We start from the raw sequence: 15,421 nt of genomic DNA, 5'->3' as shown, positions 1-15,421 counted from the left end.
CGGGGGCGCACCGGTCGTGCGCCGGAGCCGCATCAGAGATCGTCCGGGTCGTCGAACAGCTTGTGACGCATCGCATAGCGCACGAGCGCCGTGTCGTTCGGCATCTGCATCTTCTCGAGTATCCGCGTCTTGTACGTGCTGACCGTCTTGACGCTGACACAAAGCGCTTCCGCGATCTCGGAGATCGACTCGCCGGTGGTGACGCGCCGGAACACGTCGAACTCGCGATCGGACAGGCGCTGGTGCGGCAGGAGATCGGCCGGCTCGTTCAGGCTCTGCGCGAACTGCTCGGCCATCGTCAGGCTGACGTAGACGCCACCGGCCGCGATCTTGGTCAGCGCCGCCACCAGCTCGGCGCTCGCGCTCTCCTTGGTCATGTAGCCGGACGCGCCGGCGCGGAACGCGCGCACCGCGTATTGCTGCTCGGCATGCATTGTCAGCACGAGGATATGCAATGCCGGTTTCTCGTCCTTGATCTGCTTGATGAGTTCGACGCCGTTTCGGCCCGGCATCGACAGGTCGAGCACCAGGACATTCGCGGGGGTGTCCCGCACGAGCGCGATCGTGGATGCACTGTCGCTCGCTTCGCCCGCGACTTCGAAGCCGCTCGCGCTCTGCAGGATGTGCCGCAGGCCGTCCCTGACGAGGGCGTGGTCGTCGGCGATGAGTACCCTGATCATGACAGCACATCTCCTTGCTGGATGGCATGAAGCGGTAGCGCCACGGTAATCGTGAACCCCGTTCCGGGCCGGTTGTCGATCGTCACCGTGCCGTCGAGCATGTGCGCGCGTTCACGGATGCCGATCAGCCCGAACGACGGACGATCGCGCTCGTCGTGCGTGTTCTCCGGGGCGCCGTGGCCGTTGTCCGCGATGCGCAGCACGCAGTAGCCGTCTTCCACTTTCAAGGCGAGCGTCACCTGCGTCGCATCGGCGTGGCGCGCGACATTGGTGAGCGCTTCCTGCACGATGCGGAACAGCGTCGTGGCACCGGTGCTAGTGAACGCGGTATCGACGGGGGCGATGTCCCGGTCGACCGTGATCCGGTAGCGATGCGTGAAATCATTGACCAGCCACTCGATCGCCGGGATGAGGCCCAGGTCATCGAGCATCACCGGCCGCAGATCGGCCGCAATGCGTCGAACCGACGCCACGGTCGAATCGATCAGGCGATGCATGCCGCCCAACTGCTCGCGCACGCCGGTGTGAGGGGCGACGACGCCCGCGAGCCCCAGTTCGACGGCGGAGAGATCCATCTTGAGCGCCGTGAGTTGTTGGCCGAGGTCGTCGTGCAGTTCACGCGCAATCCGCGTTTTTTCTTCCTCGCGCACATTCTGCAGGTTGGCGGACAGGTCGCGCAGTTCCTCGCGTGACTGCTTGAGGGCATTTTCCGCCCGGACGCGCTCGGTGACGTCGCGCAACATGACCGTGTACAGCTTGCCCGTGCCGTCGCGAATCTGCGAGATCGACGCCTCGATCGGAAACTCCGAACCGTCGCCGCGCAGGCCGAACAGCACGCGCTGCTGTCCCATCTGCCGCTCGGTGACGCCCGTCACGCCGAACTGTTCGACGTGCCGCGTGTGCGCGGCGCGGAAGCGCTCGGGGATGAAGCGGGCGAGCGGCGCGCCGATCGCCTCCATCGCCGAGACGCCGAACACGCGTTCCGCGGCCGGATTGAAGATCACGATCGTCTGGCCTTCATCGACGGTAATGATCGCTTCCATCGATGACCGGATGATGCCCATCATCCGGGCCTCGGTCGGCTGGCCTTCGCCGCCGGGGACGGCGCCCGACATTTGCCTGACGGCGGCCTGCCGAACGAGGGCGGCCAGTATCAGCGACAGCGCGATTCCGGCCACCATCACGGCCATCGCGGATCCGGCCGTATCGGCGGGCGGCGCACTGTAGCGCAGCGAGAGCGGTGTGCCGCCGAACGTCAACGTATCCGTTCGCGTGAGCATGTCGCGGGCGGTGGTGGCGTCGTCGCCGCTGAACCCGCCGGAATAGATGGGGGCCGCCGGGTTGTCGGCCGTGATTTTCATGTGCAGACGATCCAGGACCGACGGATCGACAAGACGCTCCGGATCGAGCGCCGCATAAACATATCCGGTCGCGCGCGCATGCTGCGGCCCGGACGAAGCCCCGTCTTCAGCGTTCGCATAAATCGGCAGATACAGCGTCAGCGCCGTGCGGGCGATCGTCGTGTCCGCGCTGTCCTGGATTGCGTTCGCGGCCAGCGCGGTCTTGCCGGTTTCCGCCGCGCGCTGCAGCGCCCGCCGGGTCGCCTGATTGTCGTCGTCGGCGCTCGGCTCGATTCTTCCAACGCTGCGGACGGGCGACTGCAAACCGTCCAGATTGAGACTGGCGAGGTAGCGGTGCCATGCGTCGCCGGATTGAGGCATGGCCAGCGTCGATGCGAAGCCGCGCGCGCCGCGCAACACGGTAGCGGCGCCGAGGAGGCTGCGCCGGAGGTCGGCCGTCGCAAGCGTCGCCGATTGCGCGAAGCGTGCCTGGGCGGCTTCCTGCCCCCGGGTCTGTAGATGCCGGGCGCAGGCAAATGACGCAGCCAGGCCGAGCGCCAGCGTCAGCAGCGCGGCCAGGGTCGCGTATCGCGCAGGCCGAATCCTGCGCGGATCCGGCCCGGCCTTGAAGGAGGGCGCATTGACTGTCATGGCCGTTCATCCTGACGGATTTTTCCGGCGGCTGGCGGGCGGCTGGCCGGGCGCGAGGCACGAAACGCGGGGCGGGCCGAAACGGTGATGTCGCCCGAAATTGTGCGCGTTTTGTCTGCGTTCGCCAATCGAGACCGATGCGTATGCCGGTTGCCGTGCCGGCTTGACCGGCGTCAACCGGATGACGCGCGTCGGGCCCAGACTGGTGTGGCATGCCGGTCGAAACCCGACGGCACCAGGGAGGCATCATGTATGCAAGGATCTTCGCGGCACTCGACGGCAGCCGCAGTTCGCGGCTGGCGCTCGACGAGGCGATCGCGCTCGTCCGCGATTCAGGCGGCCTGATCGTCGCCGTGTGCGTGGTATCGGACGCGCCTCGACTGACGGACGTCGACAGCGGTTATATCGACCAGCGCGATCCGGCGGGGCTGGATGCGGACAGGGCCGCGATCGCGGTGGCGGACGCGGAGACCGCGTTTCGCCTGTGCGGCGTGCTCGGCACCGCGCACACGATCGACGCGTGCGGCGAGGATGTCTCGTCCGTGCTGGCGCGAGCTGCCGCGGAATGCGACGCCGACCTGATCGTGATGGGCACGCACGGACGCCGCGGCGTGCGCCGCGCGGTGCTCGGCAGCGTCGCCGAATCGCTGGTGCGCACCGCGGACCGGCCGGTGCTGGTCGTGCGTGAAGGGCAGGGCGCGTGTGCGGCCGTGTTGTGACGAAAGAGGGCAGCCGCGGGCGGCTGCCCCGTCGTCTTGCGTGCGGTGTCAGTGCGACAGCAGTACCGGTACCGTCATCGTCTCGAGGACGGTGCGCGTCGCACCGCCCAGCACGCGCTCGTGCATGCGCGCATGGCTGTACAGGCCCATGACGAGCAGATCCGCATGCAGGTCGGTTACCCGGTTCAGCAGCGTCGCGCCGACACCGACCGACCGGTCGCGCGGCGTCGTCGAGAACGATGCGCGCACGCCGTGCCGTTCGAGATACGCGGCCACGTCGACGCCCGCCGGCGTCTTGTCCGGATCGGGCTGACCGCGCACGACCGTCTCGACGTTGACGAAGCGCGCGCGCGCGAGCAGCGGCAACGCATCGGCCATCACACGGGCGGCTTCGCGCCCGCCGTCCCAGCCGATCAGGACGTTCTCGCCGATCGTCCGCACGTCGCCCGCGTAGGGCACGACGATCGCCGGACGGCCGCTGCCCATCACGAGATCCTCGACGAAATGACGCGCCACGTAGGTCATGCGATCGTCCGGGTCCTCCTGGCCGAGTATCAGCAGATCGACGTGGCGCGCGTGCAGAATGGCGGCGGCGGTCGGGTCGCCGGTTGGCGCCTGCCATTCGACGCTGCGTCCCGCGCGCTCGGCGGCCATCAGGAATCTTTCTTCGGCCTCCTTGCGCCGCTGGTCGCACAGGCGCTCGTAGACGGCCAGCTTCAGCGGCTCGTCGGGCCGCCGCAACGGTTCGAAGAGATCCTGGCAGACCACGTAGAGGCCGATCAGATGCGCATTCCAGCGTGCCGCGAGGTCGAGCGCGAGGTCGACGCGGGTCGCGCAGCGCTCGCTGTCGTCGAGGTGGACGAGCAGGGTCTTGTAGCTCATGACGGCTCCTTTTCGGTGGATGCGGCGGTGGTCTCGGCAGGTTTGCCCGACGGGCAGCCCGCCGGAATCATCAGCACCGGGCACGTGGCCAGGCGCAGCACGCGCTCGGCCACGCTGCCGAGGAAGAGGCGCTGGACGCCGCGTCGGCCGTGCGTGCCCATGATGATCAGGTCGGCCTCGAGTTCGTTGGCAAGACTGACGATCCGGTGCGGGATGTCTTCGCCTGCCGGCGCGACGTTGGAGATCTGCGGCGTGCCGGCGACGTCGCGCGCCTTCAGGCGCCGCGCCGCGTCCTCGGTGACGCGCAGCCCTTCTTCACGAAAGGCGTCGACCAGGATCGACGGGTCGTAGCCGTACATGTCGTACGCCGGCACCAGGAAATCGACGACGTAGACGGGAGTCAGTCGGGCACCCGTCTCCGACGCGATAGCCAGCGCGGCGTCGAGTGCACGGGACGACGTGTCGCTGCCGTCGAGTGCAACCAGAATGTTCGAGAACATGGCATGTCCCTTGAACGGAGGTGGATGAGATCATCATCGGCGCGTGCGCGCCAATCGCGCTGATCTGGATCAAGCGTCGCGGTTGGCGCGCAGCACCCCGACCGCGGCGCGCGAGGCGATCCACGCTTCGTTGGTCGGCTCGACGACAACCGTGACCGCGCTCGATGCGGACGACACGACCTGCGCATGGTCCGCGTTCGCGCCCACGTCGATGTCGATGCCGAGCCAGGCGAGCGCCGCGCAGATCCGCTCGCGCAACACGGCCGAGTGCTCGCCGATGCCGGCCGTGAAGACCAGCATGTCGAGGCCGCCGAGCAGCGCGACGAGCGCACCGGCTTCGCGCACGATGCGGTGGACGTAGAGTGTCAGCGCATCGCCGGCGCATGCATCACCGGCGGCTTCGCACGCCAGCAGCACGCGCGGATCGCCGGAAGCGCCCGACACGCCCTTGAGGCCCGACTCGTGATAGAGCATGTGGCCCAATGCGTCGGTGGACAGCTTGCCGGCCTCGAGCAGGTGCAGCACCACGCCGGGATCGAGGGTTCCGCAGCGTGTGCTCATCATCAGCCCGTCGAGCGCCGAGAAGCCCATCGTCGTCGCGACGCTGCGGCGGCCGCGCATCGCGCACAGGCTGGCACCGCTGCCGAGATGGGCGGCGATCACGCGGCCGTGCGCACGCGCGCCGAACCGCTCGTCGAGCGCGACGGCCAGGTATTCGTACGACAGACCATGGAACCCGTAGCGGCGCACGCCCTGGTCGAACCATGCATGCGGCAGCGGCAGCAATTGCTCGGCGCGCGGCAGTGTGTGATGAAACGCGGTATCGAACACGGCCACCTGCGGCACGTCGGGAAACGCGTCGCGCAGCGCGTCGATCGCATCGAGGCAGTGCGGTTGATGCAACGGCGCGAGCGGCGTCAGCGTGCGAAGCGCGTCGAGCACCGCGTCGTCGACGACGACCGGGTCGACGTACCGGGCACCGCCATGCACGACACGGTGTGCAATGGCGCCGAGCGCGATATGCGGCAGCTGCACGCGGATCCACATCGCGACCTGCGCGAGCACCGCGCGGTATGGATCGCCCGTGCGCAGCGGCAGCGTGCCGCCCGGGGCGGCGTCGAAGCGGATCGACACGCCGTTGCCGGTTTCGATCGCTTCACCCTCGTGCAGCGGCCGCCGCGCGGGATCCCCGTGCGGCGGATACGCGAACACCGCGAATTTCACGCTCGACGAACCGGCATTGACGACGAGCAGCGCGAGCGTACGCATCGATCGATTCAGTGCGACATCAGCACCGGGAGCGTCATCGACGCGAGCACAGTGCGCGTGGCGCCTCCCATGATCAGTTCATGCCAGCGCGGATGCCCGTACGCGCCCATGACCAGCAGGTCGGAACCCGTTTCGTAAGCGCGCGACAGCAGCGTGTCGCCGACCGACGCGCCGGTACCGGTGTCGATATCGAGCACGTTCACGTCGCGCGCATGGCGCGCCAGCATCAGCGCGGCGTCGGCGGCCGGAATGCGTGTAGTCGCCGCTTCCGAATCGCCGTCGACCACGGCGACGACCGTCGTGCGCTTCGCATGCTCGAGAAACGGGAGCGCGTCGTGCGCGGCGCGGGCGGCTTCGCGGCTGCCGTCCCAGGCGACGAAGACCCGTTCGCCGATTGACGGGAATTCACCGGTGTACGGCCAGAACAGCACCGGCCGACCGGCGGACAACACGAGGTTCTCCGGAAACTGGTCGTCGATGTAGGTTTCGGGATCGTTCGGGTCGCTCTGGCCCGCAATCACGAGGTCGGCAAGACGGGCGGCACGCGGCACGGCCACATTCGCGCGCTCGTCCGCGCGAACCCAGGTGGCCGGCACTTTGGCCCGCGCGGTTTCCGCATGGAACAGGCGCTCCAGTGCGCCGAGCCGCTCGTCGCGTTGCTCGCGGTGCGCGCGGAAATAGTCTGCGGAACCGGCCATCACGTAGAACGAATGCGGCTCCGGCGTGTAGACCGCGAACAGCCCGGTGAGATGCGCACCGAAGCGCCGGGCAAGACGCAACGCCAACTCGAGACGCGAATGCGCGCGGGCGCTCGTATCGAGGTGTACGACCAGGCTTTTGTAGCTCATCGGAATCGCTCCATCGACGGGTGATCCGCCAGTGCAATCCAGTCTACGAAGCAGGGTTTCCGCGTGCTTGACTCAGATCAACGGGTGCCGTGCGCCACGGCCGCACAGTGAAGTGGACGCCCATTCACCGACCGGATCGAAGGAGGGAAGACGATGAGCCCCCAGGCTTTGACCACACCGAACGACGCTTGCCGCGCGGGTTGCGATCTCGCGTTGCGCATGGCCGTGCTGGCTCGCGACTGGCAGCACGAATGGCACGCGCTGGCAGGGCGGCGCATCGAGCGGGACCGCGACGCGGTGCGCGGCCTGCAGCAGGCGCTGACCGCGACGAACGAGTGGACGGCGTTCGGCGAGGCGGCCCGGCATGTGATGCGCGACTACACGATCGCGACCGTCGCGATCTGGCAGGACGCCACCGAGCTGTGCATGCGCGGGCAGTTCGAGAGCGCGAGTGCGTGGCGCACGTGGTTGCGCGATTACGGCACTGGCGCGCTATCGCGCTACCAGACCGACTGGTGGCCCGATCTCGGGCGGCTGGCCGTGGTCAACGAGGCGAGCATGCCGTGGCGCGACTGGATGGCCGCGTTCGAGCTCGGCATCACGGAAACCGTCGACGCGGGCGACGGGGCCGCGGACGTCCGGCGTCTCGATGGCCGCCATGCGGCGCAGGAGCACGATCATGCGCGCTGAGCGGGTTGCGTTCGTCACCGGCGGGATGGGCGGCCTCGGTGCCGCGATCAGCCGCCGCCTGCACGAGGCCGGCATGACGGTGGCGGTGTCGCACACCGAACGCAACGACCACGTTGCGACGTGGCTCACGCACGAGCGCGAGGCGGGCCGCACGTTTCATGCGTACGAGGTCGACGTGGCCGACTACGACTCGTGCCAGCACTGCGCGGCACGCGTGCTGGCTGAATTCGGGCGCGTCGACGTGCTCGTCAACAACGCGGGCATCACGCACGATGCCACCTTCGTGAAGATGACCAAGAGCATGTGGGATGCGGTGCTGCGCACCAATCTCGACGGCCTGTTCAACATGACGAAGCCGTTCGTGCCCGGCATGATCGACGCCGGCTTCGGACGGATCGTGAACATCGGGTCCGTGAACGGGGAGCGCGGCGCGTACGGGCAGGCGAACTACGCGGCCGCGAAAGCCGGTATCCACGGTTTCACGAAGTCGCTGGCGCTCGAACTTGCGCGGCACGGCATCACGGTCAACACGGTGGCCCCGGGCTACCTGGCCACCGCGATGCTCGAGTCGGTGCCGAAGGAAGTGCTCGACACGAAGATCCTGCCGCAGATTCCGGCCGGTCGCCTCGGCGACCCCGACGAAATCGCCGCGCTCGTCGCGTTCCTGTGTTCCGACGCGGGCGCCTTCGCAACCGGTGCGGAATTCGACATCAATGGCGGCATGTACATGCGATGAAAGCGTCCGTCATCCGCGCGCCGCTCGTGCGCGAATCGAGGCAGCCGTCGGATCGGAACGGGCAGACGCCCGACCGGCGCCAATGCACGGCGCCCGAGGCAACACCCGCTGAAAAATGGAACCGCGCCGTGCATGCCAACGTCGCCGCGATGACCTTCGGGCTGTCGCCCGTGTCGCTGGCGCTGGCCCTGCTCGACTGGGGCGCTCACCTGGCGGTGTCGCCGGGCAAGTGCTTCGAACTCGCGACGCAGGCGTGGCTCGCGGCCGCGCCCGCGGTCGACGGATCGTGGTGGACCTGCTGGCGCGACTGGCTGCATGCGCGCTCGTCGGGTGACGTGCCGGCCCGCGCGCCGGCCGCCGGGCTCGCGGCGGCGCCGGGCGCCTACGTGCTCCAGACATGAACGGGCATCGGCATCCGGATCCGTGCGGCGGCGCGTGCCTGCCCGGCCTGCTGCCGCGCGCGGACGGCGCATGGCCCGGGCTGATCGCGCGGGCACGCAACGCAGCGCCGCTCGTCGTGGCCGTCGTGCATCCGTGCGATGCAACCAGTCTCGTCGCGCTGGCCGAACTCGCCGAGTCGCCGCTGGCGGCCGCGATCGAGCCGCTGATCGTCGCGCCGCGCGACAAGGTGCTGCGTGTCGCGCACGATGCGGGCGTCGATCTGTCGTCGTGGACGATCGAGGACGTGCCGCACAGCCATGCGGCGGCGGCCCGCGCGGTGGAACTCGCGGCGGCGGGCCGTGCCGGCGCGCTGATGAAGGGCAGCCTGCATACGGACGAGCTGATGGGCGCGGTCGTCGCGGCCGAATCGGGGCTGCGCACCGACAAGCGCATGTCCCACTGTTTCCTGATCGAGGCACCGGCGTATCCGCGTCCGTTCATCCTGACCGACGCGGCGGTGAACATCGAGCCGGACCTCGCGCAGAAGGCGGCCATCACGCAGAACGCGATCGACGTCGCGCATGCGCTGGGCGTGGCGTGCCCGCGCGTGGCCGTGCTGTGCGCGGTCGAGACCGTCAATCCGGCGATGCGCTCGACGCTCGACGCGGCGGCGCTCGCGAAGATGGACGAGCGCGGCCAGCTTACCGGCGCGATCGTCGACGGCCCGCTCGCGTTCGACAACGCGATCTCGCTGCGGGCGGCGCACGACAAGGGGATCGATTCGCCGGTCGCCGGCTGCGCCGACATCCTGGTCGTGCCCGATATCGAAGCGGGCAACCTGCTCGCGAAGCAGCTCGAATACCTGGGCGGCGCCGTCAGCGCGGGCATCGTCGTGGGCGCGCGCGTGCCGATCGTGCTGACGAGCCGCGCCGACGGCGCTGCCGTCCGGGTCGCGTCGTGCGCACTCGCGATGGTGCTGGCACAGGCGCGGCATGCGCCGCAGTCCTGATCAACGTACCCGCAACCCTTTCTTTCGATGGAGGAACCCCGATGAAAGCACTCGTCTACCACGGGCCCGGGCGCAAGGCGCTCGAGGAGCGGCCGATGCCGGAACTGCAGTCGCCCACCGACGCGCTCGTGCGCGTGACGCGCACGACGATCTGCGGCACCGATCTGCACATTCTCAAGGGAGACGTACCGACTTGCGAACCCGGCCGCATTCTCGGCCACGAAGGGGTCGGGATCGTCGAGCAGGTCGGCACCGCCGTCGATGCGCTGAAGCCGGGCGATCATGTGCTGATTTCCTGCATTTCGTCGTGCGGCCGCTGCGAATATTGCCGGCGCGGCCTGTATTCGCATTGCACGACCGGCGGCTGGATCCTCGGCAACCGGATCGACGGCACGCAGGCCGAGTACGTGCGCGTTCCGCATGCGCAGACGAGCCTCTACCGGATTCCGCCGGGCGCGGACGAGGAGGCGCTCGTGATGCTGTCGGACATCCTGCCGACCGGGTTCGAATGCGGCGTGCTGAACGGCAAGGTGCAGCCGGGCTGCTCGGTGGCGATTGTCGGCGCGGGCCCGATCGGGCTGGCGGCGCTGCTGACCGCGCAGTTCTACTCGCCCGCACAGATCATCATGATCGATCCGGACAGCAACCGGCTGGACGTGGCGCAGCGCTTCGGCGCGACCGATTGCATCGACGGCCGCACTGGCGACCCGGTGGCGGAAGTGATGAAGCTGACCGACGGGGTCGGCGTCGATTGCGCGATCGAGGCGGTCGGGATTCCGGCGACGTTCGAGATGTGCACGTCACTGGTGGCGCCGGGCGGCGTGGTCGCGAACGTCGGCGTGCACGGGGTCAAGGCCGACCTGCACCTCGAGAAGCTGTGGGATCGCAACATCTCGATCACGACCCGGCTCGTCGACACGGTCAGCACACCGATGCTGCTGAAGACCGTGCGCGCCGGGCGCCTCGATCCGAAACGCCTGATCACGCATCGGTTCTCGCTCGACGACGTCGAGCGCGCGTACGACACGTTCGGCCGCGCCGCGCAAACCCATGCGCTGAAGGTCATCATCGAAGTCGGTTGATGGCCGGGTAGCGCAGGGCGGGAACCGGCAGGCGACACCCGGTTCCCGCCACCGCACGGCGGGTCACGCCGTCAGGAGGAAAGCGCGGCCGGCGCGTGCGTGTCGCCGGATTCGACCGCATCGAGATCGACGCACTGCGCATACACCGGCACCTCGCACGGCCAGTGCAGCCGCTCCGCGATGCGCCGCCGCATCGCATCGGCCGCGGCCGGCTCGCCATGCGTGACGAAGGTCCGCACGGGCGCGCGCTGCATCGTGCCGAGCCAGCGGAGGATCTCCTCGTAGTCGGCATGCGCGGAGAGCGTCGTGATCGAATCGACCTGCGCGCGCACGCGCACGTACTCGCCGTGGATCTTCAATGTCGGCTCGTGCGCGGCCAGCGCCGCGCCGCGCGTGCCGGCCGCCTGGTAGCCGACCAGCGCGATCGTGTTGCGCGCATCGGGCGCGTAGCGGCTCAGGTGGTGCAGCACGCGGCCGCCCGTCGCCATCCCGCTGCCGGCGATGATGACCATCGGGCCATGATGGTCGGTAATCGCCTTCGACTGCTCGACCGAGCGGATCATCGTGGCCGCATGGCCGAGCGCGTTCGCGTCGGAAGGCGTCAGCCGGTGTTCGAGGATATGGTGACGATAGATCTCGGTCACGTCGGTGGCCATCGGGCTGTCGACGAATACCGGCACGCGCGCCATCCGGCCGGACGCCTTCAGCCGCGCGATGTAGTGCAGGATTTCCTGCGCGCGGCCGACCGTGAAGCACGGCATCACGACCACGCCGCCGCGCGCGAAGGTCTTGTCGAACAGCGCGGCGAGTTCGTTCTCGGGGTCCGATTCCGGATGCAGGCGGTCGCCGTACGTCGATTCGACGACCAGGTAGTCCGCATGCGCGGGCGCCAGCGGCGGCTGCATGATCGGGTCGTGATAGCGGCCGAGGTCGCCCGAGAAGGCCAGCACCTTGTGATCCCAGTGCATCACGACGCTCGCCGCGCCGAGAATGTGGCCGGCCGGCAGCAGGCGGAACGCCAGCCCGCCGCCGAGCGCCGTGCATTCGTCGAACGCGACGGGCTTCAGCAGGTGCAGCGCGTGCTGCGCATCGTCCAGCGTGTAGAGCGGTTGTGCCGGATGATGCTTCGAATAGCCGTGGCGGTTCGCGAAATCGGCTTCTTCCTCCTGCAGCCGCGCGCTGTCGCGCAGCATGATGTCGCAGAGTTCGGCCGTGGCCGCCGTGCAATACACCGGCCCGCGGAACCCTTCGCGCGCCAGCACCGGAAGATAGCCGGTATGGTCGATATGCGCGTGCGTGAGCACGACCGCGTCGAGCGTGTCGGGCGCGACCGGCAACGGGCTCCAGTTGCGCAGCCGCAGGTTCTTGGTGCCCTGGAACAGGCCGCAGTCGACCAGCACGCGCCGGTTGCCGTGCTCGACCAGGTATTTCGAGCCGGTCACGGTTTCGGTCGCACCGAGAAAAGTCAGTTTCATGGATCGCCTCACGGGAGTGGACGGAGCAGTGAGTCGATTACAGCGCGGATGCGCGCGAAGCGATTGATGGAAATCAGGGATTGCCGCATCCGTGCTCGGCTCGGCTCGGCTCGGCTCGGCTCGGCTCGGGCGAGGTTCGCCGTTCGGCCGTTGCGGCTCCGGGTTGACGTCAATCAACGTCCGGGCAGGACGGCGGCACCGCCGCGTGTCAGCCCGCGTCGCTCCGGCCGTCGAGTGCGACGATCATCAGCAGCACGGGAACGTGAGGCCGGCGGTCAGCGCGGGGAACGTCGTGCTGTCACGCGCGGGGTGTCGCGGGTTTCGCCGCGTCCGGCGTCGTGATCGTGTCGCGCTTTGCCGCGCGGTTGATCTGCATCAATGGACGCATCCGGCATTCGCGCACCCGGCGGCCACGGCCGCCGGCACGTCGTTGGTTGATCCTCGTCAAGCCACTGCCGCCGTCGTGCGCGATGCTGAAGCCGGTGAAGCCCCGTACCGATCGCGAATGTCGCGACCGGTACGGGGCGACGGGAGACCGACATGAAGTCCGATGCAGCACTCAAGCAGGATGTCGAGCAGGCGCTGTTCTGGAATCCGGCGATCGACGCGCGACGGATCGACGTCGACGTGCGCGACCGGGTCGTGACGTTGCGCGGCACGGTCGACAGCTGGGCCCAGAAGCTCGAAGCGCAGAAAACGGCGCTGCATGTCGAGGATGCGCGCGCGCTCGTGCTCGAACTGAGCGTCACACCGCCCGCGAACGCGTGCGCGGATCAGGAACTGGCGATCGCGATCACGTTCGCGCTCGGCTGGCAGGAGGCGCTGCGCGATCACAAGATCCGTGTTGAGGTCGACCACGGCTGCGTGACGCTCGACGGCGAAGTCGATCATGCATACCAGAGTCGGGCGGCGGAAAAGATGGTCAGCCGGATGATCGGCGTCGTCGGCGTCGCGAATCGCATCCGGGTGCGAACGGACAGCACGGTGCCGGACGTCGGCATCCGGATTGCCGAAGCGCTCGCGCGCCGCGCGCAGCGCGAATCCTCCGGGATCTCGATTGCCGACGACGACGGCATCGTCACGTTGACGGGCAAGGTCGCGTCGCTCGCCGAAAGGCGCGCCGCGTGCGGTGCGGCCGCGTCGGTCAGGGGCGTGCGCGAGGTCGTCGACCGGCTGACCGTTGCATGACGATGCATGAGCGGGCTCGCGCCCGCGGTGCCGGTTCGACGCCATGAAAAAATCATTCGATTACTCCGGGCTGCTGATCCCGTTCGTATTTGCCGCGCTGGTGGCGTATCAGCTGCTGATGGCCCAGCCGGCCACGACGTCGATCTCGTACAGCGACTTTCACCACCTGGTCGACGCGCGGCTCGTCGACGATCTGGACATCGGCCCGTCGTCGATTTCGGGCGTGCTGCGCATGCCGCAGGCCGGTGCGAACCTGCCGGCCTCCGACGCGGCCGCCGTGAAGAAGGCGGGCCCGCCGTGGCGCTTCACGACCAACCGGGTCGCCGACGATCGTCTCGTCGCCGAACTCACGGCCGCCGGCATCCGCTATCGCGGCGCGCCGGATTCGGGCTGGCTCGAGACGCTTGCCGGATGGATATTGCCGGTGATCGTCCTCGTGACGTTCTGGAGCTTCATGATGCGCAGGCCGGGCGGGGTCCGTGACCTGAGCGGCATGGGCAAGAGCCAGGCGCGCGTGTACGTGCAGCAGGAAACCGGCATCACGTTCGACGACATCGCCGGCATCGACGAGGCGAAGGCCGAGCTGCAGCAGATCGTCGCGTTCCTGCGCAACCCCGAACGCTACCAGCGGCTCGGCGGCAAGATCCCGAAAGGCGTGCTGATCGTCGGTGCGCCCGGCACCGGCAAGACGCTGCTCGCGCGTGCGGTGGCCGGCGAGGCGGCCGTGCCGTTCTTCACGATCAGCGGCTCGGCGTTCGTCGAGATGTTCGTCGGCGTCGGCGCGGCACGCGTGCGCGACCTGTTCGAGCAGGCAAAGCAGAAGGCGCCGTGCATCGTGTTCATCGACGAACTCGATGCGCTTGGCAAGGCGCGCGGCGTCGGCCTGATGTCCGGCAACGACGAGCGCGAGCAGACCCTCAACCAGCTGCTCGTCGAGATGGATGGCTTCCAGGCCAATTCGGGCGTGATCATCATGGCCGCGACGAACCGGCCCGAGATCCTCGATCCCGCGCTGCTGCGGCCCGGGCGCTTCGACCGCCACATCGCGATCGACCGGCCCGACCTGAACGGCCGCAAGCAGATCCTGGCCGTGCACACGAAGCGCGTGAAGCTGGCCCCGGAAGTCGACCTGGCCGAGCTGGCGCAGCGCACGCCGGGCTTCGTCGGCGCGGATCTCGCGAACGTCGTCAACGAGGCCGCGCTGCACGCGGCCGAACTCGGCAAGCAGGCAATCGGCATGGCCGACTTCGACGAGGCGATCGACCGCGCGATGACGGGCATGGAGCGCAAGAGCCGCGTGATGAACGACGAGGAAAAGCGGACCATCGCGTACCACGAGGCCGGGCACGCGCTCGTCGCGCAAAGCCGCGTGCATTGCGATCCGGTGAAGAAGGTGTCGATCATCCCGCGCGGCATCGCGGCGCTCGGCTACACGCAGCAGGTGCCGACCGAGGATCGCTACGTATTGCGCCGAAGCGAGCTGCTCGACCGGCTCGACGTGTTGCTCGGTGGCCGCGTGGCCGAGGAGATCGCGTTCGGCGACGTGTCGACCGGTGCGCAGAACGATCTGGAACGTGCGACCGCGCTGGCGCGGCACATGGTCATGCAGTACGGGATGAGCGAGAAGCTCGGTCTCGCGACGCTCGACGATGCGACGCCGCAGGGCGGTTCACCCGGCGTGTGGACGCCGGGCGACGGCCGGTGCAGCGAACACACCGCGCAGTTGATCGACGAGGAGGTGCGCGCGCTGCTCGAAGACGCGCACGTGCGGGTCGCGGCGACGCTCGGCGAGCATCGCGACGCGCTCGAACGGATCGCGCGGTGCCTGCTGCAGCACGAATCGGTCGATCACGACACACTGGTGGCGCTCATGACGCCGCCGGACGACGGCATCGGCCCGCCCGAACCGGCGCACGCCGATGCGGAGCCGGCCACGGCCACGGACACGTCGGCCTGACCGGCTGGCGGCCA

14 protein-coding genes and 1 pseudogene are annotated in these 15,421 nt (G+C 68.7%); 8 read left to right on the top strand and 7 right to left on the bottom strand.

Annotated features, from left to right (window positions below; translation table 11 throughout):
* Positions 1–32: 32 nt before the first annotated feature.
* Positions 33–680 (bottom strand): response regulator transcription factor, encoded by a 648-nt coding sequence (locus QZM35_RS26410; protein WP_089434176.1) that lies wholly within the window; start codon positions 678–680, stop codon positions 33–35.
* Positions 677–2,671, bottom strand: a complete 1,995-nt coding sequence (locus tag QZM35_RS26405) for a PAS domain S-box protein (RefSeq protein WP_301777112.1) — start codon at positions 2,669–2,671, stop codon at positions 677–679. The genes QZM35_RS26410 and QZM35_RS26405 overlap by 4 nt, the downstream gene beginning before the upstream one ends.
* Positions 2,672–2,919: 248 nt before the next feature.
* Between QZM35_RS26405 and QZM35_RS26400 the strand changes: the two genes are divergently transcribed.
* Positions 2,920–3,390, top strand: coding sequence for a universal stress protein (locus tag QZM35_RS26400; protein ID WP_089429405.1), 471 nt, complete (start codon positions 2,920–2,922; stop codon positions 3,388–3,390).
* A gap of 48 nt (positions 3,391–3,438) precedes the next feature.
* Here the strand turns inward: QZM35_RS26400 and QZM35_RS26395 are convergent, their stop codons facing one another.
* The 4 genes from QZM35_RS26395 to QZM35_RS26380 all read right to left on the bottom strand — a co-directional run bounded on the left by QZM35_RS26395 (position 3,439) and on the right by QZM35_RS26380 (position 6,889).
* The gene (locus tag QZM35_RS26395) at positions 3,439–4,272 is read right to left on the bottom strand and encodes a universal stress protein (protein WP_089429406.1); all 834 of its coding nucleotides are present in this window, start codon (positions 4,270–4,272) and stop codon (positions 3,439–3,441) included.
* Positions 4,269–4,772 (bottom strand): universal stress protein, encoded by a 504-nt coding sequence (locus QZM35_RS26390; RefSeq protein WP_089429407.1) that lies wholly within the window; start codon positions 4,770–4,772, stop codon positions 4,269–4,271. The genes QZM35_RS26395 and QZM35_RS26390 overlap by 4 nt, the downstream gene beginning before the upstream one ends.
* Positions 4,773–4,841: 69 nt before the next feature.
* On the bottom strand, positions 4,842–6,041 hold the full coding sequence (locus QZM35_RS26385; RefSeq protein WP_089434179.1) for an acetate/propionate family kinase: 1,200 nt from the start codon (positions 6,039–6,041) through the stop codon (positions 4,842–4,844).
* Between the two features lie 8 nt (positions 6,042–6,049).
* Positions 6,050–6,889: a universal stress protein gene (locus tag QZM35_RS26380; protein ID WP_089429409.1), complete on the bottom strand. Its 840-nt coding sequence runs from the start codon at positions 6,887–6,889 to the stop codon at positions 6,050–6,052.
* Positions 6,890–7,042: 153 nt separating this feature from the next.
* On the opposite strand from QZM35_RS26380, the gene QZM35_RS26375 reads away from it, so the two are divergent.
* From QZM35_RS26375 to QZM35_RS26355, 5 genes and pseudogenes are all read left to right on the top strand, one after another.
* Positions 7,043–7,579: a hypothetical protein gene (locus QZM35_RS26375; RefSeq protein WP_047852880.1), complete on the top strand. Its 537-nt coding sequence runs from the start codon at positions 7,043–7,045 to the stop codon at positions 7,577–7,579.
* Positions 7,569–8,315: a beta-ketoacyl-ACP reductase gene (locus tag QZM35_RS26370; protein ID WP_301777111.1), complete on the top strand. Its 747-nt coding sequence runs from the start codon at positions 7,569–7,571 to the stop codon at positions 8,313–8,315. The genes QZM35_RS26375 and QZM35_RS26370 overlap by 11 nt, the downstream gene beginning before the upstream one ends.
* Positions 8,312–8,590, top strand: a pseudogene (locus tag QZM35_RS26365) (poly-beta-hydroxybutyrate polymerase N-terminal domain-containing protein); the annotation flags it as partial. The gene QZM35_RS26370 and the pseudogene QZM35_RS26365, both read left to right, overlap by 4 nt.
* A gap of 122 nt (positions 8,591–8,712) precedes the next feature.
* Positions 8,713–9,705 (top strand): bifunctional enoyl-CoA hydratase/phosphate acetyltransferase, encoded by a 993-nt coding sequence (locus QZM35_RS26360; RefSeq protein ID WP_301777110.1) that lies wholly within the window; start codon positions 8,713–8,715, stop codon positions 9,703–9,705.
* 41 nt (positions 9,706–9,746) lie between these two features.
* Complete coding sequence (locus tag QZM35_RS26355) at positions 9,747–10,787, top strand: zinc-dependent alcohol dehydrogenase family protein (RefSeq protein ID WP_089429411.1); 1,041 nt, start codon at positions 9,747–9,749, stop codon at positions 10,785–10,787.
* A gap of 71 nt (positions 10,788–10,858) precedes the next feature.
* Here QZM35_RS26355 and QZM35_RS26350 read toward each other — a convergent pair whose 3' ends face one another.
* On the bottom strand, positions 10,859–12,262 hold the full coding sequence (locus tag QZM35_RS26350) for an MBL fold metallo-hydrolase RNA specificity domain-containing protein (protein WP_301777109.1): 1,404 nt from the start codon (positions 12,260–12,262) through the stop codon (positions 10,859–10,861).
* 540 nt (positions 12,263–12,802) lie between these two features.
* On the opposite strand from QZM35_RS26350, the gene QZM35_RS26345 reads away from it, so the two are divergent.
* Together QZM35_RS26345 and ftsH are read left to right on the top strand one after the other, a co-directional pair.
* On the top strand, positions 12,803–13,450 hold the full coding sequence (locus QZM35_RS26345; protein ID WP_089434184.1) for a BON domain-containing protein: 648 nt from the start codon (positions 12,803–12,805) through the stop codon (positions 13,448–13,450).
* 43 nt (positions 13,451–13,493) lie between these two features.
* Positions 13,494–15,407 carry an ATP-dependent zinc metalloprotease FtsH gene (gene ftsH, locus QZM35_RS26340; protein ID WP_301777108.1) on the top strand — a complete coding sequence of 638 codons (1,914 nt, stop codon included), beginning with the start codon at positions 13,494–13,496 and terminating at the stop codon, positions 15,405–15,407.
* Positions 15,408–15,421: the final 14 nt, after the last annotated feature.

This window comes from Burkholderia sp. AU45274, assembly GCF_030482505.1.
Taxonomy (GTDB): Bacteria; Pseudomonadota; Gammaproteobacteria; order Burkholderiales; family Burkholderiaceae; genus Burkholderia.
The sequence above is the reverse complement of the archived record's forward strand: the minus strand, read 5'-3'. Positions and strand labels throughout refer to the sequence as shown.

Excerpts from the sequence above, each read along its gene's own strand:
- QZM35_RS26370 (WP_301777111.1), top strand. The coding sequence starts at position 7,569 with ATGCGCGCTGAGCGGGTTGCGTTCGTCACCGGCGGGATGGGCGGCCTC.
- QZM35_RS26390 (WP_089429407.1), bottom strand. The coding sequence starts at position 4,772 with ATGTTCTCGAACATTCTGGTTGCACTCGACGGCAGCGACACGTCGTCC.
- QZM35_RS26345 (WP_089434184.1), top strand. The coding sequence starts at position 12,803 with ATGAAGTCCGATGCAGCACTCAAGCAGGATGTCGAGCAGGCGCTGTTC.
- QZM35_RS26355 (WP_089429411.1), top strand. The coding sequence starts at position 9,747 with ATGAAAGCACTCGTCTACCACGGGCCCGGGCGCAAGGCGCTCGAGGAG.
- QZM35_RS26375 (WP_047852880.1), top strand. The coding sequence starts at position 7,043 with ATGAGCCCCCAGGCTTTGACCACACCGAACGACGCTTGCCGCGCGGGT.
- QZM35_RS26410 (WP_089434176.1), bottom strand. The coding sequence starts at position 680 with ATGATCAGGGTACTCATCGCCGACGACCACGCCCTCGTCAGGGACGGC.
- ftsH (WP_301777108.1), top strand. The coding sequence starts at position 13,494 with ATGAAAAAATCATTCGATTACTCCGGGCTGCTGATCCCGTTCGTATTT.
- QZM35_RS26395 (WP_089429406.1), bottom strand. The coding sequence starts at position 4,272 with ATGAGCTACAAGACCCTGCTCGTCCACCTCGACGACAGCGAGCGCTGC.
- QZM35_RS26380 (WP_089429409.1), bottom strand. The coding sequence starts at position 6,889 with ATGAGCTACAAAAGCCTGGTCGTACACCTCGATACGAGCGCCCGCGCG.
- QZM35_RS26360 (WP_301777110.1), top strand. The coding sequence starts at position 8,713 with ATGAACGGGCATCGGCATCCGGATCCGTGCGGCGGCGCGTGCCTGCCC.
- QZM35_RS26350 (WP_301777109.1), bottom strand. The coding sequence starts at position 12,262 with ATGAAACTGACTTTTCTCGGTGCGACCGAAACCGTGACCGGCTCGAAA.
- QZM35_RS26385 (WP_089434179.1), bottom strand. The coding sequence starts at position 6,041 with ATGCGTACGCTCGCGCTGCTCGTCGTCAATGCCGGTTCGTCGAGCGTG.
- QZM35_RS26405 (WP_301777112.1), bottom strand. The coding sequence starts at position 2,671 with ATGACAGTCAATGCGCCCTCCTTCAAGGCCGGGCCGGATCCGCGCAGG.
- QZM35_RS26400 (WP_089429405.1), top strand. The coding sequence starts at position 2,920 with ATGTATGCAAGGATCTTCGCGGCACTCGACGGCAGCCGCAGTTCGCGG.